Raw genomic sequence first — 23,957 nt, 5'->3', positions numbered from 1 at the left:
AATTATGACGAGTGTTAGATGTACTTGACGGGAAATGTGCGGGAGGGAGGGTAAAATGCCCGTCTCTCACAGACGGGCATTTTAGGCGTCCGTGTTTGAGAATTCCGAGTCTTCAACTCGGAATTCGAGTTAAAGCCGGCCCTCCCGACGCACATTGACTGTCTTAGTACATCTACACGAGACATATTGAAGTCGAAGAGACACTTGCCGACTATGGTTCGTCCCCTCAACCACAAGCCCCGGGCAAAAAAGAAGAAGCCGTTTCCGGCTTCTTCCATTTTTACCTGTTATGTCTCATCTGGCCTGAAAAAATCAGTTGTTGATCAGCTTATCCTCTTCCTTGTTCCAGCTGTACATCTTGCGGACCTCAGCGCCGATGACCTCTGAAGGATGCTCGGCAGCGAGCTTGCGCATAGCCTTGAAGTGGACCTGCTGTCCTGCATTTTCGGACATCTCAAGCAGGAACTCCTTGGCGAAGGAACCGTCCTGGATGTCTTTGAGGATCTTCTTCATGGTCTTTCTGGTCTCGTCTGTCACGATCTTGGGGCCGGTGATGTAATCGCCGTACTCAGCCGTGTTGGAGATGGAGTAGCGCATTCCGGCGAAACCGGACTGGTAGATCAGGTCGACGATGAGCTTCATCTCGTGGACGCATTCGAAATATGCATTTCTGGCATCGTAGCCGGCTTCCACCAGGGTCTCGAAGCCTGCCTGCATCAGGGCGCAGACGCCGCCGCAGAGGACAGCCTGCTCGCCGAAGAGGTCAGTCTCGGTCTCGGTGCGGAAGGTGGTCTCAAGGACACCTGCGCGGGAAGCGCCGATACCTGCCGCATATGCCAGTGCCATGTCAAGGGCATGACCGGTGGCATCCTGCTGGACAGCAACGAGGGAAGGGGTTCCCTTGCCTGCCTGGAACTCACTGCGGACAGTGTGTCCGGGAGCCTTAGGGGCGATCATGGTGACGTCGACATCCGCGGGGGGATTGATCAGACCGAAATGAATGTTGAAGCCGTGTGCGAACATGAGCATGTTGCCTGCCTCGAGGTTGGGCTCGATGTCCTTTTTGTACATAGCTGCCTGCTTCTCATCGTTGATCAGGATCATGATGATGTCTGCCTTTTTAGCGGCTTCCGCAGTATTGTAAACGGTAAGGCCCTGTGCCTCAGCCTTTGCCTTGGACTTGGAACCCTCATACAGGCCGATGATGACGTTGCATCCGGACTCCTTGAGGTTCAGTGCATGGGCATGGCCCTGGCTGCCATAACCGATGATCGCGATGGTCTTGCCTTCCAGAAGAGAAAGATTGCAATCCTCCTGATAGAAAATCCTGGCATCTGACATTTTTTGTTTCCTCCATAATACCTTTGAATAAACAGCGTGTAACCGATTTATATGGCAAAGCCGTTCTCCCTCTGAATGGAAGACAGCCTCACTAACATTTATTATCTTATTATTATCTTACCCGGATCACACAGATTACCGGTCTGCCGCCCCATTTCAGGCTCACTGCCTGTCTTCAGGACCCTCGGAGATTCCCGCGCCCAGGCGAAGGTCATTGATATAGATCACATTCTTGGTCCCGCGGCCGAGTCCGGCCACGCCGGTCCTCGCCAGCTCGAGGATCTCGTACCCGTTGATCAGCCTGATGAAGGCGTCGACCTTGCCCGAGTTCCCCGTGATCTCGATCATCAGACTTTCCTGAGAGACGTCGATAATATTTCCGCGGAAGATGTTGGCGAGCGCGATGACATTTTCCCTCTGGGAGGCATCCGCCCTGACCTTGATCATTGCCAGTTCACGATAAACGCTCTCTTCAGGTTTCAGTTCATGGATATCCCGCACATCGACAAGCTTGCTGACCTGCTTCTCGATCTGCTCCATGATATCGTCATCGCCTGAAGTCACGATGGTGATCCTCGTGATCCTGGGATCCGCAGTGACACCGGCGGTGATACTCTCGATGTTGTACCCGCGCCTTGTAAACAGACCTGCGATCCGGCTCAGAACACCGGAATTGTTATCGACCAGGATCTGAAAGACCTTATTCTGTTTTTCTCCAGTTTTGCTCATAATGCTGCCGGTTCCTTCCATTTCATACGCTTTTATGCTTTTTCATACGCTATTATGCGTTCTGTTCTGTTCAGTAAAAGCGATTCCCAATTATATCGCTGTGTCGCGCTAAAGTCAACGCCATTCAGCTAATTTCACCGCACTTGGTCATTGCCAGTACGCCTGTCCTCGTCATTTCAACGATACTGACCGACTTGAGTGTATCAATAAAAATCGCCACTCTCTCCGGTGTATCGCACATTTCGATCATCATCAGGTTCCTGGACATATCCACGATCTTCGCTCCCATGATCTGGCAGTTGTCCATGATATCCCTGCGGTTGCCGCGGTTGTATTTGATCTTGACCAGCAGGAGCTCGCGGTTGATGCTCTCTGTCTCATCAAAGGTCTTTACCTTGATGACATCGAGCTTTTTGTTCAGCTGTTTTTCAATCTGCTCCAGCGTCCTCTCATCCCCGGTGCTGACAATGACCATGCTGGAGACATCCCTGTCGTCCGTCTCTCCGACGGTTATGGAATCAATATTAAAACAGCGCCGCCAGAACAGTCCTGCTGTCTTGCAGAGGACGCCGGCGTGGTTCTCAACAAGAATCGAATATATTCTCTTCATTTCGACACCCTCCTCAGCAAAGCTCTTCGCGGTCGACAGTCACTTCAAGGATCATGGTTTCATCCTTTTCGAGAAAAGCGGCGATCTTCTCATCGGCCTGTCTGCTGTTTTCCACCTTGAGATATTCGATGCCGTAGGCTTTCGCGATCATGGACAGATCCGGCTTATCACCGAGGTCAATGACGGAAAACCTGTCTTTATAGTTGTAATGCTGATACTGGCGCACCAGTCCGAGCACAGTGTTCTTGAGGATGACGAGCTTGACAGGGATCTGGTACTGAGTGATCGTCGCCAGCTCCTGCATGGTCATCTGGAAGCCGCCGTCCCCGCAGACCGCCACGACCTGTTTGTCGGGAGCAGCGATCTTGGCCCCCATAGCCGCGGGAAGGGCATACCCCATGGTCCCCATGCCTCCGCTGGTCATAAAGCGGCCCTCTCTGGCAATATAGTTTGAACAGGACCACATCTGATTCTGCCCAACGTCCGCCACATAAATGGCGTCCTTTTCCATAGCGAGGGAGAGCTGACGGATAAAGTTCACGGGATTGACGCCCTTGAACACCTTCTTGTGTGTCAGGATATCCTCTTCGCGCTGGAACATGCGGCGGCGCTTGGCATTGCGGGCTTCGTCCTTGAATCCGTCGAGCTGGTCGATCCAGTCCATATAGTCCGCATTAAAGTCGATCTTGTTAAACTCGGTAAAAACATGCTTGATATCCCCGACAAGAGGGATCGTAGGCCCGGCATTCTTGCCGATCTCGGCAGGATCGACGTCGATATGCACCAGTACCTTGTTTTCCAGTATGAGATCCGGCTGGCTGATCGAACGGTCCGCGACGCGGGCGCCGACCATGATGACCATATCCGCGTTGTTCATCGCGCGGTTTCCATAGGGTTTGCCGTTATTGCCGACCATGCCGTAAAAAAGAGGGTGTTCGGTCGGAATTGCGGACAGGCCCATCATCGTGCAGACAACAGGGATGTCATTTTTTTCAATAAACTTCAGGACCTCTTTGGAGGCATGGCTCAGATGCACACCGCCGCCCACGCAGATGATCGGGCGCTTCGCCCTCTCGAGCTGGGTGATGACTTTTTTGATCTGAACAGCATGGCCCATCACAGTGGGCTTGTAGGTGCGCAGATTGACCGTCTCAGGATACTCAAAGTGGCGGATCGTCTCCAGCTGGACATCTATGGGCAGGTCGATCAGGACCGGGCCCCTGCGTCCGGTGTTGGCAATATAAAAAGCTTCCTTAATGATCCTGGGAATGTCCGCCGCATTTCGAACGATGTAGCTGTATTTGACAAAGGACTCACAGGCACCGGAAATATCCGCCTCCTGGAATACATCGCTCCCCATCATCTGGCTGTCCACCTGTCCGGTGATACAGACAAGGGGAATGCTGTCCGCGAAGGCTGTCGCGATCCCTGTGATCAGGTTGGTGGCTCCGGGGCCGCTGGTGACGACTGCGACGCCGACCTTTCCGGAGATCCTGGCGTATCCGCTGGCAGCGTGTGCCGCGGACTGCTCCTGTCTGATCAGGACTGTATGGATATCTGTCTGCAGAATACTGTTATAGAAAGGAGTGATCGCCACCCCGGGATAGCCGAAAACATATTCGACACCTTCTGCTTCAAGACATTTTACCAAAGCATCGGCACAATTCATGTGCTCCTCCTTTCCGGCATCGCTGTACTTACTGTGCGCGCAGGCGCTTGTAGTTCTTTTTGCCCCGGCGGATCAGAATGCCTTTTTCCAGCGCTTCTTTGCTAAAGACTGCGTCAATGTCGGTCACCTTTTCACCGTCCACAGTCACGCCGCCCTGTTTGACATCCCGGCGGGCGTCTGAACGGGATTTCTCGAGGCCGCTCTTTACCAGAGCGCTGAGGATCCCGATGCTGCCGTCTTCCAGATCTTCATCTGTAAGGATGAGCTCAGGGACATTTTCCATATTGCCCGCTCCGCCTGCGGCAAAGAGAGCCTTCGCCCCCTTCTCCGCCTTTGCGGCTTCGTCTTCGCCGTGGACCAGGGTCGTCAGCTCATGAGCCAGGATCTCCTTGGCAGTATTGAGCTGGGCGCCCTCCCACTTGTCCATCTCGTCGATCTGCTCGAGGGGCAGGAAGGTCATCATGCGCAGGCACTTGAGGACATCGGCATCTCCGATGTTTCTCCAGTACTGATAAAAGTCGTAGGGAGAGGTCTTGTCGGGGTCGAGCCATACGGCGCCTTTGGCCGTCTTGCCCATTTTCTTGCCCTCGGAATTGAGGAGGAGGGTGATGGTCATGGCATGGGCGTCTTTGCCGAGCTTTTTGCGGATCAGCTCGGTGCCGGCCAGCATATTGCTCCACTGGTCATCGCCGCCGAACTGCATGTTGCAGCCGTATTTTTCATACAGGCAGAGGAAATCGTAGGCCTGCATGATCATGTAGTTGAACTCCAGGAAGGAGAGTCCCTTCTCCATCCTCTGCTCATAGCACCTGGCCCTGAGCATTGTGTTGACGGAAAAATGGACGCCTATATCCCGGATGAATTCGATATAATTGAGATCCCTGAGCCAGTCAGCGTTATTGACCATGAGCGCCTTGTCGGGTCCGAACTCGATAAAACGGCTCATCTGCTTCTTAAAGCACTCGCAGTTGTGGTCAATAGTCTCCACGGTCATCATGGAGCGCAGGTCCTGGCGCCCGGAGGGATCGCCGATCATACCTGTTCCGCCGCCGACCAGGGCTACAGGCTTATTGCCGGCCTGCTGGAGGCGCTTCATCAGAAGCAGCGCCATAAAGTGACCGACGTGAAGAGAGTCCGCAGTGGGGTCAAAGCCGATATAAAAGGTCGCCTTTCCGTTGTTGACCAGATCCCGGATCTGGTCTTCATCGGTCAGCTGGGCAAGAAGCCCTCTCGCCTGCAGTTCCTCGAAAATGTGATTGTTTTTTTCCATCGTTGAATCTGGTCTCCTTGTATTTTAAATAATCCTTGTATTTTAAATAATCCTTGTATTTTAAATAAACCTTATATTTTAAATAAACCTTGAAATAATCCTTGCGATAGTTCTTGAGATAATCTTTGAAACGGTCTCAGGCAGAATGCCTGAGGATCCTGCAGAAGGACCGGAGTTTACCTCAAATCTCCCGTTTACTTTTTGTCCAGGTCAAGCTGCTCGGCATTGCGTTTGAAAATATAGGTCTTGCGCTCTTTTCCCGCCAACAGTCTGCCGATATTCTCACGGTGTCTGTACCAGGCCATAAATGTCAGAATGCCCTGGATGACAATGATCTCTATCAACATTGCGCCGCTGATTCCGAACATGCCCATCCTGCCTTCAATAATGAGCTGGATCCAGGTCCCGAGATAGAGAAGGAGGGATCCGAGCGACACAAACTTGGTAGTCAGATAAGGGATAAAGAAAAGCAGGAGCCCGGTGGGGATGAAGGACCAGTGGAATCCGAAGACGAACCCCGCCATGACCGCGACGCCTTTGCCGCCCTTGAAGCCCATATAAATGGGATAGTCATGACCCAGCACGACCCCGGCAAAGGTCCATACCTTGAGCAGATAGACGGCCTCCGGGTGGGATTTGCCGAACAGGGCGCCGACAAGCAGAATGGCGATGAGGCTCTTGAGCATATCACCCATAAAAACCGTCAGGCCGGCTTTGGGGCCCAGGATCCTCATGGCATTTGTGGTCCCGGCGTTGCCGCTCCCGTGTTCACGGATGTCGATCCCCTTGCTCTTCCCGAGAAGGTAGGCGGTCTGAAAAAGGCCGAAGACATATCCGATCACGAGACAGACGATACGCAAAACAATAAGCTGATTCATTTAGACACCTCCTGAAGAAATGTTCTTTTTTATAAAGAATAAACCGCTGTAGATCAACTGCTGTGAATCTGTTTCCTGTATTCGCTTTTGAATTTACATTTATATTGAGTTCGAGCAGTGTACCTGTGTCATGTACTCTTTCCGTTCCTGTCTGTCCTTTCCCGGATGACAAATCTCATGGGTGTTCCCCTGAAGCCAAAAGAATCACGGATCCGGTTCTCCAGATAACGCTGGTAAGAAAAATGCATCAGCTTTTTATCATTGACAAACAGGACAAAAGTCGGAGGGGATACTCCCGCCTGGGTGCTGTAATAGATCCGCAGAGACTTCCCCTTGTCGGAGGGGGGCTGCTGGAGCACGCAGGCCTCATTGATGATCTCATTGAGGACCCCGGTCTGGACCCGGAGGTTCTGATTGTCATGCACCATATCGATCATATCATAGAGCTTGACCAGGCGCTGTCCTGTCTCGGCGGAAATAAAGATCAGTTCTGCGTAGGACAAGAAGGAAAGGACTCTGCGGATGTTTTCCGTAAACTCCTTCATGGTATGGTTGTCCTTTTCAACAAGATCCCATTTATTTACAGCGATAATGACCGCTTTGCCTCTCTCATGGGCGATGCCGGCGATCTTGGCATCCTGTTCGGTCACTCCCTCTGAGGCATCGATCACCAGGACCGTGATATCCGCCCGCTCGACAGCTCCGACGCTGCGGGCGATCATATAGTGCTCCAAGTTTTCTTTGATCTTGTTCCTGCGGCGGATCCCGGCGGTGTCGATAAAGACATATTTCTTTCCGTGCCAGGCTACGCGGGTATCGATCGCGTCGCGGGTCGTCCCGGCTATATCGGAGACGATCACTCTGTTCTGTCCGATCAGGCGGTTGATGATCGAGGATTTGCCGACATTGGGTTTGCCCACGATAGCGATGCGGACGGCGTCGTCCTCCTCCCCCTCGGCAGAATCCTCCGGGAAGTACTTGACCATCTCATCGAGCATATCCCCCAGGCCTGTCCTGTTGGCGCTGGAGACCGGCCAGGGATCTCCGATCCCGAGATTATAGAATTCGTAGATATCCGCGGACATTTTAGCGGGATTATCCACTTTGTTGACCACGAGGACTACCGGTTTGGCCGAACGTCTGAGCATGTCCGCGACCTTGTTGTCCGCGTCCACCATTCCCGTGGAACGGTCGACCATGAACAGGATCACATCCGCCATATCGATCGCCAGCTGAGCCTGTTCCCTCATCTGCGAAAGAATGACATCCTTAGAATCCGGTTCGATCCCGCCGGTGTCGATCAGTGTAAACTCTTTATCCAGCCAGCTGCAGTCTGCATAAATCCTGTCGCGGGTGACACCCGGCGTATCTTCAACGATCGAGATGCGCCTTCCGGCCAGGGCATTGAAAAGCGTGGATTTTCCCACATTCGGCCTGCCAACGACTGCAACGATCGCCTTTCTTTTTCTTTTTGCCATAAAAGACCTGTTCCTTTCCAAAAAAAGACGTCCGCATCTGTTCCGGAAATTGAATTCCGGGAAAATATTCTTAGTACTGAACAGAAGCGTTCTTTCCATTCTATCCGAGAATGACTTACATGGCAAGTAAAAATGAAATCTGAACAAACTGAACACGAGTTGAACATGAAAGATAAAGCCACACTCCTGAATGAGTGTGACTTTACATTACGTTCAGACTGCCTCGAAGCCTGAGGCTTTTTTGCGTGGTTCAGGCTCTGTTAAGCAATTAACTGTACATGATGCGATGGATTTCTACTTGAGTGCAAGGAAGAAAACGCAGCTGTACCGGGGTACAGGGAGGCTTTCTGACACAGCAATCAAGTAGAAAGACAAGCAGAGTGTACAGATTAATGGTTAAATGAGCCTTACTCCAGGCTGTCCACTTCTGAATTCTTCAGGGCTTTTCTCATATGACTGTTGTATTCCATCAGAAGCTCCTGAAGCTTGTGTGTCGACACCATGATATTGGAAATAGAAGCATCGTGATTGAAATAATCGATGATCGTAGCCAGGTATTTGCTCATATCGGCAACCGCGAAATAAGGCCTCTCGAGGAGCTCGGGAGGGAGCCAGGTGAGGTTGGTGCAGACGACCTTGTCAAACCAGCCCGCTTCATAAGCCTTGTCAAAGGCCTCGAGTCCGTCTGTGAAAAGACCGAAGGTGGTGCAGATAAAGACTCTTCCCGCATGCATCTGTTCCTTGAGCTGGCGGGAAGTATCGAGCATACTGCCGCCGGAGGAGATCATATCATCGATAATAATGGCATCCTTGCCGGCGAGGTTTGTACCCAGAAACTCATGAGCAACGATGGGGTTCTTGCCGCCCACGATCCGGGAATAGTCGCGGCGCTTGTAAAACATACCGGTATCGGCTCCGATGACATTCGCGAAGTAGACAGTCCTGTCCAGGGCGCCCTCATCGGGACTGATCACAACGACATGTTCCTTGTCCACATGAAGATCGTCCACTGATTTCAGAAGGGCAAGCAGGAACTGGTAAGGAGAAACAAAATTGTCAAAATTATCAAGAGGCGCCACACTGGCGATCCGGGGATCATGAGCGTCAAAGGTGATAAAATTGTCAATTCCCAGATCGAACAGCTCATTGAGCATGTTGGCCGCGTCAAGGGATTCCAGCATTCCCCTGTGGTGCTGACGTCCCTCATAAAGGAAAGGCATGATGACAGTGATGCGTCTTGCCTTGCCCTGTATGGCGGAAAGGACACGCTTGAGATCCTGGAAATGATCGTCCGGAGACATATGGTTTATAAACCCGTTCATAGGATAGGTCACAGTCCAGTTCATGACATCTACCAGGATGAACACATCCTTACCCCGCGCGGACTCAAGCAGAACCGCCCTGCCTTCACCGGTGGGCGATCTCTCAAGACTGACGTTCAGCAGATAATTATCCTTATAATAATCATCGTGAAAGGGTACAGCACCTCCCTCTTCGTCCACAGACTTGCGGAAAGAAGAAATGTACTGGCTGACTTTTTGTCCTAATTCGGTCGCGGAAGGAAGTGCAATAATGGCGAGCGGAGCGACCGGCATGCTTCTGTCGAGCATCTGATAAAGTGAAGTATCTGAAGACATGTGTTCTCCTTTTTCAGGACAGCAGAAAATAAGCGGAATGATTCAAATGATAATCTGATAATCCTGACTGCTGATGATCCTGACTGCTGTTATCTGACTGTTATCAAAGATCAAACTAAGATAAAAATAAGATAAAATTCCGGGATATGCCCCTATCATACCCGTATATGCAAAAAAGAGCAAGCCCGAAGACAGAAGACAGTAACACCCGATCCGCCGTTACTTGCCACAACCTGACCAGGTTGTGACCAGTAACGTTGCGAATGCCCATTCCAAATCCCCTTTCGGGGATGGGCATTCGCCGCTTAACTCGGGTTTTCACGCAAAAAACACGTGAAAACACCTCCAGGCTGACGCAGTTGTGACTTGTAACGATTCGCCCTATAGCTGTCCGTCTGCAGGGAAGGGGAAGGCGTCTTTGATCCAGCGGATCCCTTCCCCGGTCACCGCCAGGACGTCAAAGCGCACGGGAGTCTGTGTGCTGTATCCCCTCCTGTGGAGGTAATAGAGGGCGGCTTCACAGATGTTCTTCTGTTTCTCCGGTCCCACTGCCTCAGCAGGGTCTCCGAAGCGCAGATTTTTGCGGTACTTGACTTCCGCAAAAACAATGACCCCTTCCTGGCTGGCGACGATGTCGATCTCGCCCTGCCGTGCCCGGAAATTCCGCTCAAGGATCCTTACACCCTTTTTTTCAAGGAAACGGACAGCCTGGTCCTCGCCGATCCGTCCCATATCCCGGGATGAGGGATGATCTGCGGCTTCCTGCAGATCATGCAGGTCCCAGGCCGAGCCGGCCAGGAGCCTGCCCAGAAAGCTCCTGCGGTGGATCGGGCAGGGGCCGTGCTCCAGGATCGCCGCGCAGTGTGTCTTTGTCCCGTATCCCTTGTGTCCGGCAAAGCCGTAAACCGGATATTTGAGGTCCATCTCTTTCATATAGGCGTCCCTGGTCACCTTGGCAAGGATGCTGGCGGCAGCAACAGAAATACATCTGGCGTCTCCTTTTATGACCGGTACCTGCAGGATGTCCACGTCAGGGATCGTTACGGCATCATTGACAAGAACGCCCGGATGGACAGACAGCCTGCTTACTGCGCTGCGCATGGCCTCATAGGTCGCCTGGAGAATATTGATCTCATCGATCCGCTCCGGGGGGACCATGACGACCGCCCAGGAGACAGCCTTTTCCGTGATCTGGCGGTACAGGACTTCTCTTCTTTTTTCCGTCACCTTTTTGGAGTCGTTGAGCCAGGGAAGGGCAAAGTCTTCGGGAAGGATGACAGCGGCTGCCGCGACCGGTCCTGCGAGGGGACCGCGGCCGGCTTCATCGATCCCGCAGACAGGTCCGCTGCCGCCCGCGGCGCGGACAGCGTCCCGCTCAAAAGAACGCATCTTCTCCACGCGCTCCATTTCCGCCCGCATTCTGGATTCCCGCTTCTGTCTGGCGATCTCCGTTTTTGTCATTTTTTCTTCCATGGCTTTCCTCTGTCTTCCGAAGCCTTCCTTCCGGATTTCCCTGCCTTGTAATTTTTCCTGCCTGCAGTCTTCTGCTTTTCAGACTGTGAGGCGGCCCGGATCCTCTCCTCGTCCATGGCCGGCGCCTGAGCGGGGTCATCCAGGGAGATGCGGCCGATCCTGCCGTTTTTGCAGTCATCGATCAGCATGGAACAGGCCCGTTCCGTGTCGGGCTCTCCTCCCTTCATGAGGAGCTTTCTGGCCGCTGCGATCCTCAGCAGAAGGGCTTCCGCCGTCTCTTCCTCTCCGGGGGTCTCCACGGCAGCATTCTGAATGTATTTATTTTCAATGATTCCCGGGTATTCCTTCTGCAGAAAGCCAAGGAGCCAGACAGCCAGCTCATGCTTATCAAGGATTTCGTCGCGGATCGCTCCAGAAAGGGCCAGACGGATACCGATCAGGGGATTGTCAAATTTGGGCCAGAGGATGCCCGGTGTGTCGAGGAGCTCGACATCTCCGCCGATCCTGATCCACTGCTTGCCCCTTGTCACACCCGGTTTATTTCCGGTCTTCGCGCCCGCGCGGCCGGCAAAGGAATTGATAAATGTCGATTTGCCCACATTGGGGATCCCTGCCACCATAGCCCGGAGCGGTCTGCCGACTATTCCTCTCGCCCTGTCCCGGGCGATCTTTTCGCGGCAGGCTTCCTGGACAAATCTCCTGACGAGATCTGCCGCCTTTTTCTCCCGCGCATCCGCTGCGACAGCAAACATCCCCTTTTGTCTGAAATATTCCAGAAAGGCCTCTGTCTTTACAGGGTCTGCCAGATCCGCCTTGCACAAAAAGACTATGCGGCCCTTTCCCTTACAGAGAGCGTCAATATCCGGGTTCCGGCTGCTCAGGGGGATCCTGGCGTCCACAAGCTCGATAACCAGATCGACCAGCCGGATGTTCTCTTCCATCATCCTCCTGGCCTTTGTCATATGGCCGGGATACCACTGCACATCCATATTTTATTCTCCTTACAGAAAGAGTGCCGTGCCGGAACGGCACGGCACTCCAGAGGGTGTCCATAACAAACAATTATTTCTTTCTGTCGTCGATTCTGGCTTTGACCTTCGCCTTTTTGCCGCTCAGGCCGCGCAGATAAAACAGTTTTGCCCTTCTGACCTTACCTCTGCGGACAACTTCAACGTTCTCCACGTTGGGGGAATGGATGGGCCAGGTCTTCTCAACGCCGATGCCGTTGGAAATCTTCCTGACGGTGAAAGTCGTCCTTGCGCCGCCGCCCTGGATCTTGATAACAGTACCCTCAAAGATCTGTACTCTTTCTCTGGTACCTTCTTTGATGCGGTTGTGGACACGGACAGTGTCGCCTGTCGCAAACTGAGGAACTTCCGCCTTCAGCTGCTCTTTCTCAAGTTCTTTAATGATCTCGAAATTCATAAAATCTCCTTTCCACGCCGGACGTTCTTGCCTTTTATCGCTCCCGGACAGGATTTCCGAGCTCTTATACTCTTATCCCGGGAAGCCCTTTTCATATCTCCTGTCCTGCTTTTGCCGCTTCTCTTTGTATGCAGAAAAATGTACAAAAGATTTGTGCGGCCATAAATATGCAGGCCGGCAGAGGACCGTCTTAAGTGAACAGAATACGCGGCTGAGCCGCCTTACAAAAAACAACGTTAATAAACTACCACATATATTGGAATTGCGCAAGAGTTACTTTGCGCAAAACTCCATACTTTTTCAGCCTTTTTAAGTTTTCTAATACCTCACCTTTTTGTAGATCCGGTGGACTCCATTCTGATTGGGGATCACCCCCTTCTGGGCCAGGGTTATATGCTTTGTCCCATCAGGACTCGTAATGGCTATGCCGATGCTGTATCCCTTAAGCAGTTCGCGGGAATAGGGCACTCTGCCGATGGTCGTGATCTCCTTTCCCGGGAGAAGTTCGGACAGCTTCAGGTCGAGAATCTGCTCTTTAATGCAGGATCCGCCCTTGTCATAGACATACATCCTGACAGGCCAGTCCCAGTAAAGGGGAGCCACTCCTATATTGGCAAAGGTGAAATGAAACAGCAGCTCATCATCTATATAGTCGACCGTATTCTGCAGACGGCTGAGGTAGATACAGTAACCGACATTGCGGAGGATCATCTCACTGCCGTTTGTGGTCTGCTGATCCCTGTCCGGGCAGTTCGGGCCTATGAAAGAGATGTGGCTGGAACGGCTCTGTTTCAGGGTATCCGACAGTTTTTCCATCAACAGTTCGCCCATGGAGATCGAATCTGTCATTCCTCCGCCGACTGGAGCCTTCTTCCAGAGATCATTGTTCTCTTCATCGGTCTGGTCTGCCTTGCTCAGGCTGTCCGCCGCTTTGCTCTCTGCCCCTGTGCCGCCCGCTTCAGCAGGGGCTTCCTGGTCATAACTGGAATGGACAGCGACAGTCTCTCTGCACCAGTCGGACACCTGCGTGTGATCTCCGAGAAAATCTCTCCAGGAGCCGGAGGTCTTAGTGAGTTCTTCACTGCCGCTGCTCAGGACCCGGATCTCTCCCTTCCTGGGGAAGGCCTGCGAGTACTGCGCGGCGTACTGCTCCAGTACCGTCTCTCCCGGCACCAGTTCCGGACTGACACCTGCCCAGGCATTCCAGTCTCCGTTATGGCCCACAGACCCCATCTCCACATAGGCTACAAAGCTGTCCTGCCGGCACCACGAGGAAAGAGCTTCCAGAGCCGCTTTATGGGCTTTGATAAAGTCCTCATTTGCATAATTCGGCGCGTATCCTGCACCGGAAGCATCCTGATAGGACTGGCCGTCATTTGTCTTCCTGTACAGCCAGTCAGGTATATCCATATGCCCTTCTTCTCCGGGGACATCACAGACAAAGCGAAGGACGGCAAGCTTGTTTTTTTCCTTATATTCCGCGATATGAAATTTTTCTTCCAGAGAAGCTGTATCGAATATGCCCTCCTGAGGTTCCCATTCCGAAAAGCGGACTTCTATGAACACGAGGTCTGTGTTCTCACAGGCTTCTGTTTCCAGGGCAGACGGAGCATAACCGATCAGGGGATTGGCCGGAACGCTTTCCGACGCATCATAAAGGACGATGTCATACAGCCTGTAACGTCCCGGGACAATGTAGAGCAGAATTCCAAGGATCATGATCACCTGTAAGATGATCATGATGAAGGGAAGCTTCTTGCGTATGAATGTTTTCATAGTAACCTTCCTTGCAGCCGCAGGCCGGAACCATCATTTCCTGCGGGGGCGCACTGCCTTTCTCGATCCGTCCAACAGGACCGGTCTGGCCATTTTTTCTGAGATTTTCGATCTTTTGTCGATCCGGGTCAGAATGTTCTCCAGAGAGGTAAAGGGCCCGGAATCCTGGGCGGAGGCAGCGGACTGTCTGCCGAGAAGCAGGTAGGGGAGACGCCGCGTCGACCACTCCAGGCGCAGCAGCGCGATTATGAAATACACGATAGCGCCCGCCATAAAGCCCCAGCCGTAATATGCCGTATCTCCCCTGGCTGCCTGCCAGATCGTGATGGAATTGGCGACGAGAGCAAATGCGCCCGTCGCAGCTACCGACCCTGTGTAGTCTTCAAAGTACAAAAGGATCAGCATGAGTGCGTTGGCGATGGCATAGAGACCATATCCCACACACAGCGTGCGGAATATTCCCTTGCCCAGATCCATCATACCCAGAGGCAGGATATCCATGATAAAACCGCCGAAAACGACGAAAAGGACCGTGCTGACGATCTGTCTGCATCCGCAGTAACTGAGCTCCCTGCTGAGCACCTCGACCATCCTGTCTTCCGCTGCCTCGATATCGCTGATCGAACCTTTGTCATTGAACAGGCTGTAGTACTGGCGGTACTCCGGATAGAATCTGACCTCCACAGAAGTTACGAAGCTGATCGTCGTGATCAGAATGGAAAAAAATGCTGTCAATGAAGGAATGTCATAGCTTGGGGCAGCAAAAAACAGCCCCATGATCCTTCGGTGGAGAGGGCCGAAATACATGATCATCAGGTGGCCGTAGAGACCGAGGTTTACAAAGACCCCCGTAAATGCCAGAGCCCGGCATTTGTCAAACCACCGCAGATAAGTAAAGGGGCTGCCCTTCCCGTGGGGAAAATATCCCAGCATCAGGATCAGATACCAGGTGCCCATGATCCCGTATGCAAAGATCACACAGAACATCAGGCTCAGAACCGTTCCGCGCCTGATCATGGCAAGTACCAGAGCCAGAAGAAAACCGGTCAGCATCGAAGACGCAAATCCCAGGGCGATCGAGCGGTAATCCTTGAGGGCCGACAGATAGTTCATCTGGGTCCAGACGACGATCATGATCATGGCAAACCACATGCTCACGATCCTGTATACGATCGGTACACCGGAAAAAGTCAGAAAGATCCCGTATCCCACAAAGCAGATCGGGAGCATGATCGCCAAAGCCCCGAAAAACGAAGGCATGACCCTCTCTCTTTTTCCCTCGTAGAGCATATCGGAAATATATCTGGTGAGGATCATGTTAAAGAAGCTCGATACGAACAGAGAGACCAGCAGGCTGTAAGTCAGCATGCAGTTCATGATCTCCCGCTCGTTCTGGGGCATTCCAGCGACCTGGGATACAAAGGAGATCCCGATCAGCAGGCACACACCCATGACCATGGGGCCGATCGCGACCGCGCCCGCGTAGGCATAGGCGCGGCAGAGATTCAGCACTCCTTTTTTCTGAAAAAGCCTGTTCAGGCTGAATCCTATGCCTGCCATCTGTGAAATACCTCCTCATACGTTTCCAGATAATGGCTGATCATATCTTCATGGCGGAAATACTCCGCGGCGCGCCGCTTAGCGACTCTGCCCATCTGCAGCCGTCTGGCCCTGTTGTGGCACATATCCTCCATGGCTCTGGCAAGCGCGTGCGGCTGCATGGGCGGCACGCAGTATCCCGCCTGTCCGAGGTTATCGTCCCCTTCTCCGTAGATCAGCTCCTTACAGCAGCCGACATCCGTGGTCACGCAGGGACGCCCTGCCGCAAAGGATTCCAGCACGGACAGGGGCTGCCCCTCTGAAATGCTGGACAGGACTGTAAAATCAAAGTTTCCCATATGTTCGAGCACATTGATCGTGCCCATAAACACAGCGCCCCGGATCCCCAGCTGTTTCAAAAGGCTCCGGCATTCGGACGCATATTCCGAATCATCCTCGGGGCCTGCAATATAGAGCTTCGCATACGGGATGTGCTGCTCCACCTCCGCGAAGGCATAGAGCATGGTCTTGACATCCTTGATCGGAGCAATGCGGAGAATGGCGCCGATATTAACGGTCTCGTCATGCTCTCTTACCGGAATGTTGCTGAAGCGGTCATAATGGATCCCGTTCGCGACCGATCTGCATTTTCCGGGGTCGGCGCCGATCTCGACCTGGGTCAGACCTGCCCTGCGGAACAGGCTTGTGACCATCGTGGCACCGTCGTAGGCCGCAGAAGAGAGCATGTAAAAAAACCGTATCCACAGGTCCTTGAAATCCGGGAGGACCCAGTCCGCCCGGATGATCTCCTCCTCGCGCTCACGAGTATAGATGCCGTGCTCCGTGAGCATGAAGGGGACATGGAAACGGTAGCTGCCCAGTCTTGCCAGGACTCCCGCGTACCCGGTGGCGATCGTATGATAGATATCCGCCTTGGGCACATCCGCACACATGATCCTGAGCAGGGGAAGCAGCATGGACCTCACTGTATGAAAATAATCAGAAAAAGCAGTATAGGGATATGATTCCCTGCACAGGTCGGAGAGAATATCGACAAAATACCGGCTTGTCAGGAAATCCTCAGGAGAGGTATTTTTCTCCTGAAAGACCCGGAACAGGACCTCCCAGTCGGGTCTGTCGCACTCGACCAGGGCCCGCAGGGCCTGTAGTTCTTCATTGTCCAGTTTCAGACTGTGCCTGGATCCTGTCCTGCCGGAAACCGTTCCGGTCAGAGATACCTCACGGATCTCAACGACATTGTCCGGAAGCGTATAGCGGAATTTCCCGTTCTGCGAAGGATCCGCATTGATCGCCCAGACAACAAACTCGTGCTGAGGCATGGCCTGTATATATTGATGCATCCAGGAGGAAACGCCTCCTGTCACATAGGGATAGCATCCCTCCAGGATCACGCATATTCTCATGTTGGCAGGTATGACCTCCAATTATAGTATTCTCAGATCGTTATAGTATTTCCAAATCGTATAGTATTTCCAGATTTGACCGTCATCTGATGATCTCAATTTCCACTTCCGGCATAGTCGCTTTGACCAGATACAGTCCGTCAGCAGCCTGGCTGATCGTCCCCCCGGTCATACGCCCGGGCTTTCCGTCATTGACCCTGAGGTAGAACCAGGCTTCATCTTTAAAACCGCCCAGGCTCAAATGGATCGAATTGTCATCTTCTTCACGTCTGATCTGGAGTTTGTCGTAGCGCTGGACAGCCCCTGTCAGTTCGCTCCCGGTCAGGTTCCTGAGCTGGGGGAGGGCATTGTGAAGCCATTCCACATAATCCGTCAGACGTCTGAAAAGCTCGGTCCAGCCCAGGGCAGCGCCCCTGTCTGTATCCAGGGTATCATCGGGATGCTGGAAATGGGTGTTGACACAGTGAAAGTACAGCTCACTCATAGCCGCTGTACGCATGTATTCATCCAGCACATAGCCGGAAATGATACGAGGCGTCTGAACCATTCCATCCTCTGTGACTGTAAAATCCTGGGAATAGGAGACATCGTTGTCGTCAGGAAGGTAAAGACTGGCGATCGCCCGAATCTGAGGGAAGTCCTCAGCCAAAAGGGCTCTGCCCTCCTCTGAGATTATATTCGAAGGAGGAACATAGACGTGGAATTCCTCTTCAGGGAAAAGCTCCCGGCAGAATCTGTCCAGTTCATTCAATGAGTCCCTCATGGCGTCGACGCTCACCCACTGCCTGTAGGAATCATACATACCCAGATAATCAAAGTTTTCAGGGACCAGCGGCATATGGTTATATCCATGGAAGCCCAGCTCCCCGCCTTCGCGCAGAAGCATGTTCCCGAAGTACTGGAACCTGGTGATATCCTTGTTGCTGGGGAAAACACCGCTCACCTGACCGGAATAGTCCTCAATGACCAGTCCCGTATAGCGGATATTGTATTTTTTGGCCAGATTATAGACATCCTTCCACCAGTGATGAGTGTAAAAATCCTTGATGTCCATTCCAAATTCACTCTGGATAAACTGGCTGTCCCCCTCCGGGACCGGAGACGGAAAATCATCGATGTAAAAAGTCGACCCGTTGATTACCGGCCAGATGCAGTCGCGGTTTAAGAGACTGAAAGCCGCGCAGTGGAACCCCCGGTAGGCTTTTTCGAGGAAGTTGAGATTGTCGAAAACGACTGTACCATCCCCGAGCTTCCGCCTCCAGATCAGGGGTGTCTGAGACGAGCCCGCCGCCTCCAGAAAGACTTCGCACTCATCATCAAGAGTGACCTCCAGAGAGGACCTGTAAGGGTCTGAAACCGCCAGATCCCTGCCGCTTCCCGGCATGATACTGCTGGTAAAATGAAGTCCTTCGACCTTGGACAGAGTATTGCCGACACCTGTAATTCCCAGCCTGTCGGCTATGGCAATGAATCCGGCTTCATTATCTGGAGAATAAAGGAACAAAAGAGAATTTCCCTCAATCACCCAGTTCAAAAGGCTGGTCAGCCTGCTGCCCAGAAGGTTCAGATCTGTCACAGCCAGGACAGCAGTATTCCTGCCGGAGAGATCCTTTTCAGTAAAACCGGAAGCTTCTGTTTCCGTGAAAGGGATCCTCATCTGTGAGAGAATGGCCGTCATCTCAGTCCTGGCATCCTTTCCGGTTTCGTCACCTTCCCAGATCAAAACTGTCTGCGCCTTCTCCGGACTCACGCTCCCGCTGAAATCATTTTCATTGAGTATGGAAAGCATGCTTTTTTTGGAGCTGTACAGAACATTTCTGCCAACGGACAGCACGACGCCGAACATGATGATGTAGACGGCAAGAATTACCTGAAGGTAAATAAACCGCAGTTTTTTCTTTCGTTTCATATAGTGATCAAGACCTCTTTTACTATATAAGGGCCGCTGTCATAAGGACCTCTGTCCGGGATGCGGCAGCCTCTCATTCAGATGTGAGTAAAAGATCAAAGTTCCCAGAAATCGACCTGATTCCGTCCTGAAGGAGACAGGTAGATCCCCTGCTCCCTGATTGTCCTTATGATCCCGGCAATCCCTTTACCGTCACGGGATAAGGACAAGGCTCTGATCATCATCAGATACCCGTCCTCCCTGGCCGGAGCTTCTTTGATAAGAGCGCGGGCGGTCCTGACGGCAGCATCGGAATCTGTCTGCATCAGGCAGACCTCCCCGATCCGTAAAAGGAGAGAAATCCTTTTGGGGTCACCTGAACTGCCGTAAAAGGCTGCTCCTGAGGGCATCTTCGAACCAGATGCAGGTCGATTTGCGCCAGTTCCTCTCTCGGTGCGCTGCCAGTCATAATAGCTGAGTTCTTTTTCAAGCATCATCCTGCAGTGCGCGAGTCGTTCGGCTTTCTCGCCGGCTTCGGGAATGCCGCTGCGGATATATTCTTCATCCAGAGCGGCGTATTCACTGATGATCCCGACATCTGACGGGCAGGCAGTATATTTTTCCTCCATGTCCGCAAGTTTCTGGGCATACTCACTCCGCAGTTCAACCAGAGCGGTCACAGCATAGTGGACGACTTCGGTGTCATCATTGACACCCGCGGTCTTCAAGGATCTCACAAAGGGGCTGGCTCCGGAATGAAGGACAGACAAAAGCAGCCGCCTTCTCTGCATCGGAGTCCCGGTCTCAAGTACATCCTCGATCGGGCGGACTTCCGATACACTTCCGGATTCCATATTTATGCTTCGATAGACTTCATCCGTGATGTCAAACCGCCTCGACTCAGGCTCCTCATCCGCCTTCTCACCTCCCAGATAATGCATTTCTGAGACCAGAACAAACATGGGTCCCCAGAGAGGGAGGAGGAAAAGGGCAGGTAAAAGGGAAGGGGCAAAATGAAGCCTTCCGGCCCTCAGGCCGCCAAAGGCTGCCAGGGCCAGCACCAGATGGATTAACATTAAAAGGAGTATCATTCGAGAACCCTTTCCCGCAGCGATGCGTTTTCAAGGGCGTCCTTCAAAAGACCGCACATAACTGAGAAATGATTCATGTACCAGAGGTTCAGCTGATTCTGATCCGCCTGCTCAATGGTCACGATCAGGGCGATATCCTGTACTCCCTTATATGCATGCGCAGAGCGCCTGTAACGGATAAGGGACGCATACATGGGGGCACCTTCGAGAAAACCGGTGTTTTTCCATGTTCCTCCCTTACTGATCACCTGCATCATCTCAGGATACCGGTCCATAGAGAGGCTGATACCCGATGCATTTTCTCTGCAGAATGGAAGAAGATCCGCCTTCTTTCCGCCCGGTTCGAGCTCATAGACAAAGACAGTATTATTGTTGAGGATCCTGCGGAATACATTCACTGCTTCCACACATACCGCTTCAGGTGTGCGCTGAGACATCTGCCTCATAGCGCTGTAAAGCCTGCTGTAGCTTTCCTCTTCACTGAGTACCTGCTCACGCAGTTCTCTTTTGTCGCTCACACTGGCGCGGTAAGCCTCGTTCAGGAACAGGTATTTATTCCGGATCAGGTCATTTTCCGTGGAGACCGACTTCATCTGCTGTACATGCTTCTGATGTGTATAACCGCAGATGATTCCCGCCGTCAGGTAATAGACAAAAGGGATCCAGTTCTCCACATTGTAGAAGAGGAGCAGACCGGATATCCCGATCGCGCTGTATCGTATGACCAGCATGATGCATTCTAGGACAGCCGCGACAGTCCCGATCATGAGTCCGTGCATCAGGCCCATCAGGATGACGAACAAAAGGCGGACGTCCACGATCTTGAAATAGACGGAATCCGAAGTGATCCTGGCGAGATACTCGGCGATCACAAACATGACGACAAGATCGAGCACTGTCGCCGCCGCCTTGCCGAACTGCTTCAGATAACCTGAAGCCATTTTCCCGGCTGATGCCTTTTCCGAAGGTTTTTCCAGAATATAGTTGTACTGGGCCAGGATCTCCCTGTCCCAGTCAGGGGAGATCGGCAGGCGGTAGATCTCTCCCAGTGATCCGTCAAACTGAATCTCCTTCGCGGAGGGTATACGGAAACGGGCAGCATCTGTCTGATCAGTTCTCCTGCCCTTTTCCTGGTCGTCCAGATAAATAATTCTGGCATCCGGCCGGATCGAGAGCAGGATCTCCCGCAGCCGTTCCTGCTGTCCCAGGCTTCCATTTGCCGTATAGATCCCCGGATTGAACCAGGTCTCATCCGTCATCCTCATGAGGAGGGCACACAGATCAGAGATGGAAAGGACAGAAATCTGTCTGTTCGCATTTCCTTCCAGGCAGATGGTCTTTTGTCTCCGCATCGCGCTGAAAATACGGTTCATCCTGCCTCTGCTCCCGCTGCCGGTGATCAGGGGAAGATACACTGCAGCTATGTCTACCGGAGAAGCTCCCGGGCCGGGAATGGTCCATTTGCTGATCAGTTTCCTGTAATTCACCGGATCTCCGGGCTCTGTCAGAACGACCAGTCTCGGAATCCCGTATCTGGCACAGCAGCTCAGTATTTTCTCTATGTCTTCTGTCTCATCAGAAATATGACCGCCGTCGGCACAGCTTCCGATGTGCCAGACAGCCTTGATACTGCCAATCTCAAAAACCTTCTGAAAATCGCTGTCAGAAGGCTCGACCGGAAGCGCACGCACGCCGGCCGGTAAGTTTTTTTCCCGGTTTTTTACAAGCCGCCCGGTTACGAGGACATGAAACATCTCCCCGATATATTTTAATGATTCCAACGGAAAAAGGTCTGTTTTCCCGGTCAGTAGAATAGTATCCATCGTTTTAACCTGTCGTTATTTATCTGAGAAACCCAGATCCACATGCTCGGAGATATAAAACTGATAGCTGTTTTTCATGCAGAACTGTTCAATTTCCTTTTTGAGGGATTCATCCGTCGTGTATTCCAGAAGGAAAACTGCCAGCCCGGCTTCCCTGCATCTCTTCAAATAGGAAAGATATGTCTCTTTCTCTTTGTTATTCTGCCTGCCGAACAAGTCAAGATCGTAATTCATGATCCGGCTGAAAACGGTCTCCTGATTGACTCCCCTTATCAGTCCGGTCTCTCCCTCTCTGATCAGCCTGTCGACAAACAGATCCGCTCCATTGATAAGGACGGGCAGTTCTTCTTCCTGATAAGTCTCCAGGATCGCAGTCAGGGCATCATAAGCATCCTGCGTCATGTCCTCGTTCTCCATATCAGAAATACGGGAATAGACATCGAAATTATCGAGGAAAAGCCCGTCGATCTCCGGATCCTTGTCCAGGATCCTGTCAAGGAGTTCTTCTGACACGAACTTCTGCCATTTCTCCTGCGTTACATCGACCCATACTTCATCCGGCCAGTTGTCATAACTGCCCATGAAGTACTCCTGAAACCGCTCAAAATAGTCCCTGCTCTTTTCGACTGAACCGATATTTAAATAGGAATAAACGGTATGTCCTGCCAGATGGAGCTGGGCAAGCTGCTGGGCACTGAGCTCCTGGACGTCTACGACTATGATGTCATAGTCTTCAAATTTGGTGATCGAGAAAGAGCTGCTGTCGATCCCGAGGAAAACACCATATTTGTCAACTGGCGTATCAGGAATTTCTTCCGTCTTTTCAGCATTTTCCGCAGTTTTTCCGGTCTCCCTCTTATCCCGCTCAATATCCGGACTGCATCCCCGGAGCAGGAAAAAAAGTACAGCAGCCAGCAGTACTCCGATCAGGACAGGCAAAAAAACAGGTTTGTGCCCGGTTCCACGGCTTTTTCGCGGTCTCCTGCTTCCCTGTCTCTTATTCCTGACTTTTTCTTTCCCGCTTCCCTGTGTTCCGCTCTTCTCTTTCCTGTCTCTGTGAGCCCTGCCTTCCTCTGCTCTATTCATCTGTTCTCTTTGTCTGATCTTCTTTATCGGCTTTCCTTTGTTCCCTTCTCCTTCTTCTCTCTTCGCTGCGCCTTTGTCTCTCGAGCCTTTTGCGCCGCTCTTCAAGGATTTCAGGATGCTCTGCCTCAAACCTCGCAAACAGGTCCGGACGCAGTTCACGGGTGATCTGGATCGACTGTTCCAGACGCCATTCATCCACTTTGGCATGGTCCCCGGACAATAGCACTGCAGGCACCTCTCTGCCTCTCCAGACCGCAGGCCGGGAATACTGTGGGTATTCCAGAAGTCCGTTCATAAAAGAATCCGTATCCGCAGAACCGGAATTCCCGAGCACTCCGGGGATCATCCTGGAGACAGCATCGATGATGACCAGAGCGGGAAGCTCTCCTCCCGTAAGTACGAAATCACCTACGGAAACTTCCTCCGCGCCGATCTCCTCCAGAGCCCGTGCGTCCACACCTTCATAATGCCCGCAGAGCAGGATCAGGTCTTCCTCAGCCGCAAATTCCCTGGCCATCTTCTGGTCAAAAACCCGTCCCCGGGGGGACATATAGAGGACTCTGGCGTTCTTTCCGCTCCGCTCTCTGATACCTGCCTGGACGAAGCTGCAGCAGTCATAGACCGGCTGGGCCTGCATCAGCATGCCGGCGCCTCCTCCATAGGTATAATCGTCGACGCTGCCATGCCTGTCCTCGGTAAAGGACCGTATGTCCACAGCATCGACCTTTATCAGGCCGCGTCCTGCGGCACGTCCCAGAATACTCTCACCCATAGCCGCCCTGATCATATCAGGAAACAGGGTCAGTACATGAAAAAACAT

General features: G+C 52.4%; 19 protein-coding genes. All 19 read right to left on the bottom strand.

What is annotated here, in order from left to right; all coding sequences use genetic code 11:
- Nucleotides 1-312: 312 nt before the first annotated feature.
- The 19 genes from ilvC to trmD all read right to left on the bottom strand — a co-directional run bounded on the left by ilvC (nucleotide 313) and on the right by trmD (nucleotide 23,957).
- Nucleotides 313-1,392 carry a ketol-acid reductoisomerase gene (gene ilvC, locus BLT02_RS07240; RefSeq protein WP_278277399.1) on the bottom strand — a complete coding sequence of 360 codons (1,080 nt, stop codon included), beginning with the start codon at nucleotides 1,390-1,392 and terminating at the stop codon, nucleotides 313-315.
- A 111-nt stretch (nucleotides 1,393-1,503) separates the two neighbouring features.
- A complete protein-coding gene (gene ilvN, locus BLT02_RS07235) occupies nucleotides 1,504-2,070 on the bottom strand; it encodes an acetolactate synthase small subunit (RefSeq protein ID WP_092993047.1) in 567 nt (188 codons plus the stop codon).
- 124 nt (nucleotides 2,071-2,194) lie between these two features.
- The gene (gene ilvN / locus BLT02_RS07230) at nucleotides 2,195-2,680 is read right to left on the bottom strand and encodes an acetolactate synthase small subunit (RefSeq protein WP_092993022.1); all 486 of its coding nucleotides are present in this window, start codon (nucleotides 2,678-2,680) and stop codon (nucleotides 2,195-2,197) included.
- Between the two features lie 13 nt (nucleotides 2,681-2,693).
- The gene (ilvB, locus tag BLT02_RS07225; protein WP_092993020.1) at nucleotides 2,694-4,349 is read right to left on the bottom strand and encodes a biosynthetic-type acetolactate synthase large subunit; all 1,656 of its coding nucleotides are present in this window, start codon (nucleotides 4,347-4,349) and stop codon (nucleotides 2,694-2,696) included.
- Between the two features lie 28 nt (nucleotides 4,350-4,377).
- Complete coding sequence (tyrS, locus tag BLT02_RS07220) at nucleotides 4,378-5,619, bottom strand: tyrosine--tRNA ligase (RefSeq protein WP_092993018.1); 1,242 nt, start codon at nucleotides 5,617-5,619, stop codon at nucleotides 4,378-4,380.
- A 194-nt stretch (nucleotides 5,620-5,813) separates the two neighbouring features.
- Entirely contained in the window at nucleotides 5,814-6,497 is a 684-nt protein-coding gene (locus BLT02_RS07215) for a glycerol-3-phosphate acyltransferase (RefSeq protein WP_092993016.1), read from the bottom strand.
- Between the two features lie 128 nt (nucleotides 6,498-6,625).
- Nucleotides 6,626-7,975, bottom strand: coding sequence for a ribosome biogenesis GTPase Der (gene der, locus BLT02_RS07210; RefSeq protein ID WP_092993014.1), 1,350 nt, complete (start codon nucleotides 7,973-7,975; stop codon nucleotides 6,626-6,628).
- Between the two features lie 407 nt (nucleotides 7,976-8,382).
- Nucleotides 8,383-9,612, bottom strand: coding sequence for a ribose-phosphate pyrophosphokinase (locus BLT02_RS07205; protein WP_092993012.1), 1,230 nt, complete (start codon nucleotides 9,610-9,612; stop codon nucleotides 8,383-8,385).
- 381 nt (nucleotides 9,613-9,993) lie between these two features.
- Entirely contained in the window at nucleotides 9,994-11,085 is a 1,092-nt protein-coding gene (locus BLT02_RS18205; RefSeq protein WP_092993010.1) for a ribonuclease HII, read from the bottom strand.
- Nucleotides 11,070-12,074, bottom strand: a complete 1,005-nt coding sequence (gene ylqF / locus BLT02_RS07195; RefSeq protein WP_092993008.1) for a ribosome biogenesis GTPase YlqF — start codon at nucleotides 12,072-12,074, stop codon at nucleotides 11,070-11,072. The genes BLT02_RS18205 and ylqF overlap by 16 nt, the downstream gene beginning before the upstream one ends.
- A 73-nt stretch (nucleotides 12,075-12,147) precedes the next feature.
- Nucleotides 12,148-12,510: a 50S ribosomal protein L19 gene (gene rplS, locus BLT02_RS07190; protein WP_092993006.1), complete on the bottom strand. Its 363-nt coding sequence runs from the start codon at nucleotides 12,508-12,510 to the stop codon at nucleotides 12,148-12,150.
- A gap of 318 nt (nucleotides 12,511-12,828) precedes the next feature.
- Nucleotides 12,829-14,286, bottom strand: a complete 1,458-nt coding sequence (locus BLT02_RS07185; RefSeq protein WP_092993004.1) for a DUF4832 domain-containing protein — start codon at nucleotides 14,284-14,286, stop codon at nucleotides 12,829-12,831.
- 33 nt (nucleotides 14,287-14,319) lie between these two features.
- A complete protein-coding gene (pelG, locus tag BLT02_RS07180; RefSeq protein WP_092993002.1) occupies nucleotides 14,320-15,846 on the bottom strand; it encodes an exopolysaccharide Pel transporter PelG in 1,527 nt (508 codons plus the stop codon).
- Complete coding sequence (gene pelF, locus BLT02_RS07175) at nucleotides 15,834-17,249, bottom strand: GT4 family glycosyltransferase PelF (protein WP_092993000.1); 1,416 nt, start codon at nucleotides 17,247-17,249, stop codon at nucleotides 15,834-15,836. The genes pelG and pelF overlap by 13 nt, the downstream gene beginning before the upstream one ends.
- 82 nt (nucleotides 17,250-17,331) lie before the next feature.
- A complete protein-coding gene (locus tag BLT02_RS07170; RefSeq protein WP_092992998.1) occupies nucleotides 17,332-19,158 on the bottom strand; it encodes a DUF2194 domain-containing protein in 1,827 nt (608 codons plus the stop codon).
- Nucleotides 19,159-19,253: 95 nt separating this feature from the next.
- A complete protein-coding gene (locus BLT02_RS07165) occupies nucleotides 19,254-20,228 on the bottom strand; it encodes a hypothetical protein (protein ID WP_092992996.1) in 975 nt (324 codons plus the stop codon).
- Complete coding sequence (locus BLT02_RS07160; RefSeq protein ID WP_092992994.1) at nucleotides 20,225-22,051, bottom strand: hypothetical protein; 1,827 nt, start codon at nucleotides 22,049-22,051, stop codon at nucleotides 20,225-20,227. The genes BLT02_RS07165 and BLT02_RS07160 overlap by 4 nt, the downstream gene beginning before the upstream one ends.
- A 15-nt stretch (nucleotides 22,052-22,066) precedes the next feature.
- Nucleotides 22,067-23,137 (bottom strand): endo alpha-1,4 polygalactosaminidase, encoded by a 1,071-nt coding sequence (locus BLT02_RS07155; RefSeq protein WP_092992992.1) that lies wholly within the window; start codon nucleotides 23,135-23,137, stop codon nucleotides 22,067-22,069.
- Complete coding sequence (gene trmD, locus BLT02_RS07150) at nucleotides 23,130-23,957, bottom strand: tRNA (guanosine(37)-N1)-methyltransferase TrmD (RefSeq protein WP_092992990.1); 828 nt, start codon at nucleotides 23,955-23,957, stop codon at nucleotides 23,130-23,132. Before trmD ends, BLT02_RS07155 begins: the two co-directional genes overlap by 8 nt.

Origin of the sequence: Sarcina sp. DSM 11001 (genome assembly GCF_900101015.1) — a bacterium.
In the GTDB taxonomy this organism is placed as follows: Bacteria; Bacillota; Clostridia; order Lachnospirales; family Lachnospiraceae; genus CAG-791.
The sequence above is the reverse complement of the archived record's forward strand: the minus strand, read 5'-3'. Positions and strand labels throughout refer to the sequence as shown.

Excerpts from the sequence above, each read along its gene's own strand:
- BLT02_RS07170 (WP_092992998.1), bottom strand. The coding sequence starts at position 19,158 with ATGAAACGAAAGAAAAAACTGCGGTTTATTTACCTTCAGGTAATTCTT.
- ylqF (WP_092993008.1), bottom strand. The coding sequence starts at position 12,074 with ATGGATGTGCAGTGGTATCCCGGCCATATGACAAAGGCCAGGAGGATG.
- trmD (WP_092992990.1), bottom strand. The coding sequence starts at position 23,957 with ATGTTTTTTCATGTACTGACCCTGTTTCCTGATATGATCAGGGCGGCT.
- pelF (WP_092993000.1), bottom strand. The coding sequence starts at position 17,249 with ATGAGAATATGCGTGATCCTGGAGGGATGCTATCCCTATGTGACAGGA.
- ilvN (WP_092993022.1), bottom strand. The coding sequence starts at position 2,680 with ATGAAGAGAATATATTCGATTCTTGTTGAGAACCACGCCGGCGTCCTC.
- tyrS (WP_092993018.1), bottom strand. The coding sequence starts at position 5,619 with ATGGAAAAAAACAATCACATTTTCGAGGAACTGCAGGCGAGAGGGCTT.
- pelG (WP_092993002.1), bottom strand. The coding sequence starts at position 15,846 with ATGGCAGGCATAGGATTCAGCCTGAACAGGCTTTTTCAGAAAAAAGGA.
- BLT02_RS07215 (WP_092993016.1), bottom strand. The coding sequence starts at position 6,497 with ATGAATCAGCTTATTGTTTTGCGTATCGTCTGTCTCGTGATCGGATAT.
- BLT02_RS07155 (WP_092992992.1), bottom strand. The coding sequence starts at position 23,137 with ATGAATAGAGCAGAGGAAGGCAGGGCTCACAGAGACAGGAAAGAGAAG.
- ilvN (WP_092993047.1), bottom strand. The coding sequence starts at position 2,070 with ATGAGCAAAACTGGAGAAAAACAGAATAAGGTCTTTCAGATCCTGGTC.
- BLT02_RS07205 (WP_092993012.1), bottom strand. The coding sequence starts at position 9,612 with ATGTCTTCAGATACTTCACTTTATCAGATGCTCGACAGAAGCATGCCG.
- BLT02_RS18205 (WP_092993010.1), bottom strand. The coding sequence starts at position 11,085 with ATGGAAGAAAAAATGACAAAAACGGAGATCGCCAGACAGAAGCGGGAA.
- BLT02_RS07185 (WP_092993004.1), bottom strand. The coding sequence starts at position 14,286 with ATGAAAACATTCATACGCAAGAAGCTTCCCTTCATCATGATCATCTTA.
- BLT02_RS07165 (WP_092992996.1), bottom strand. The coding sequence starts at position 20,228 with ATGATACTCCTTTTAATGTTAATCCATCTGGTGCTGGCCCTGGCAGCC.
- ilvB (WP_092993020.1), bottom strand. The coding sequence starts at position 4,349 with ATGAATTGTGCCGATGCTTTGGTAAAATGTCTTGAAGCAGAAGGTGTC.
- der (WP_092993014.1), bottom strand. The coding sequence starts at position 7,975 with ATGGCAAAAAGAAAAAGAAAGGCGATCGTTGCAGTCGTTGGCAGGCCG.
- rplS (WP_092993006.1), bottom strand. The coding sequence starts at position 12,510 with ATGAATTTCGAGATCATTAAAGAACTTGAGAAAGAGCAGCTGAAGGCG.
- BLT02_RS07160 (WP_092992994.1), bottom strand. The coding sequence starts at position 22,051 with ATGGATACTATTCTACTGACCGGGAAAACAGACCTTTTTCCGTTGGAA.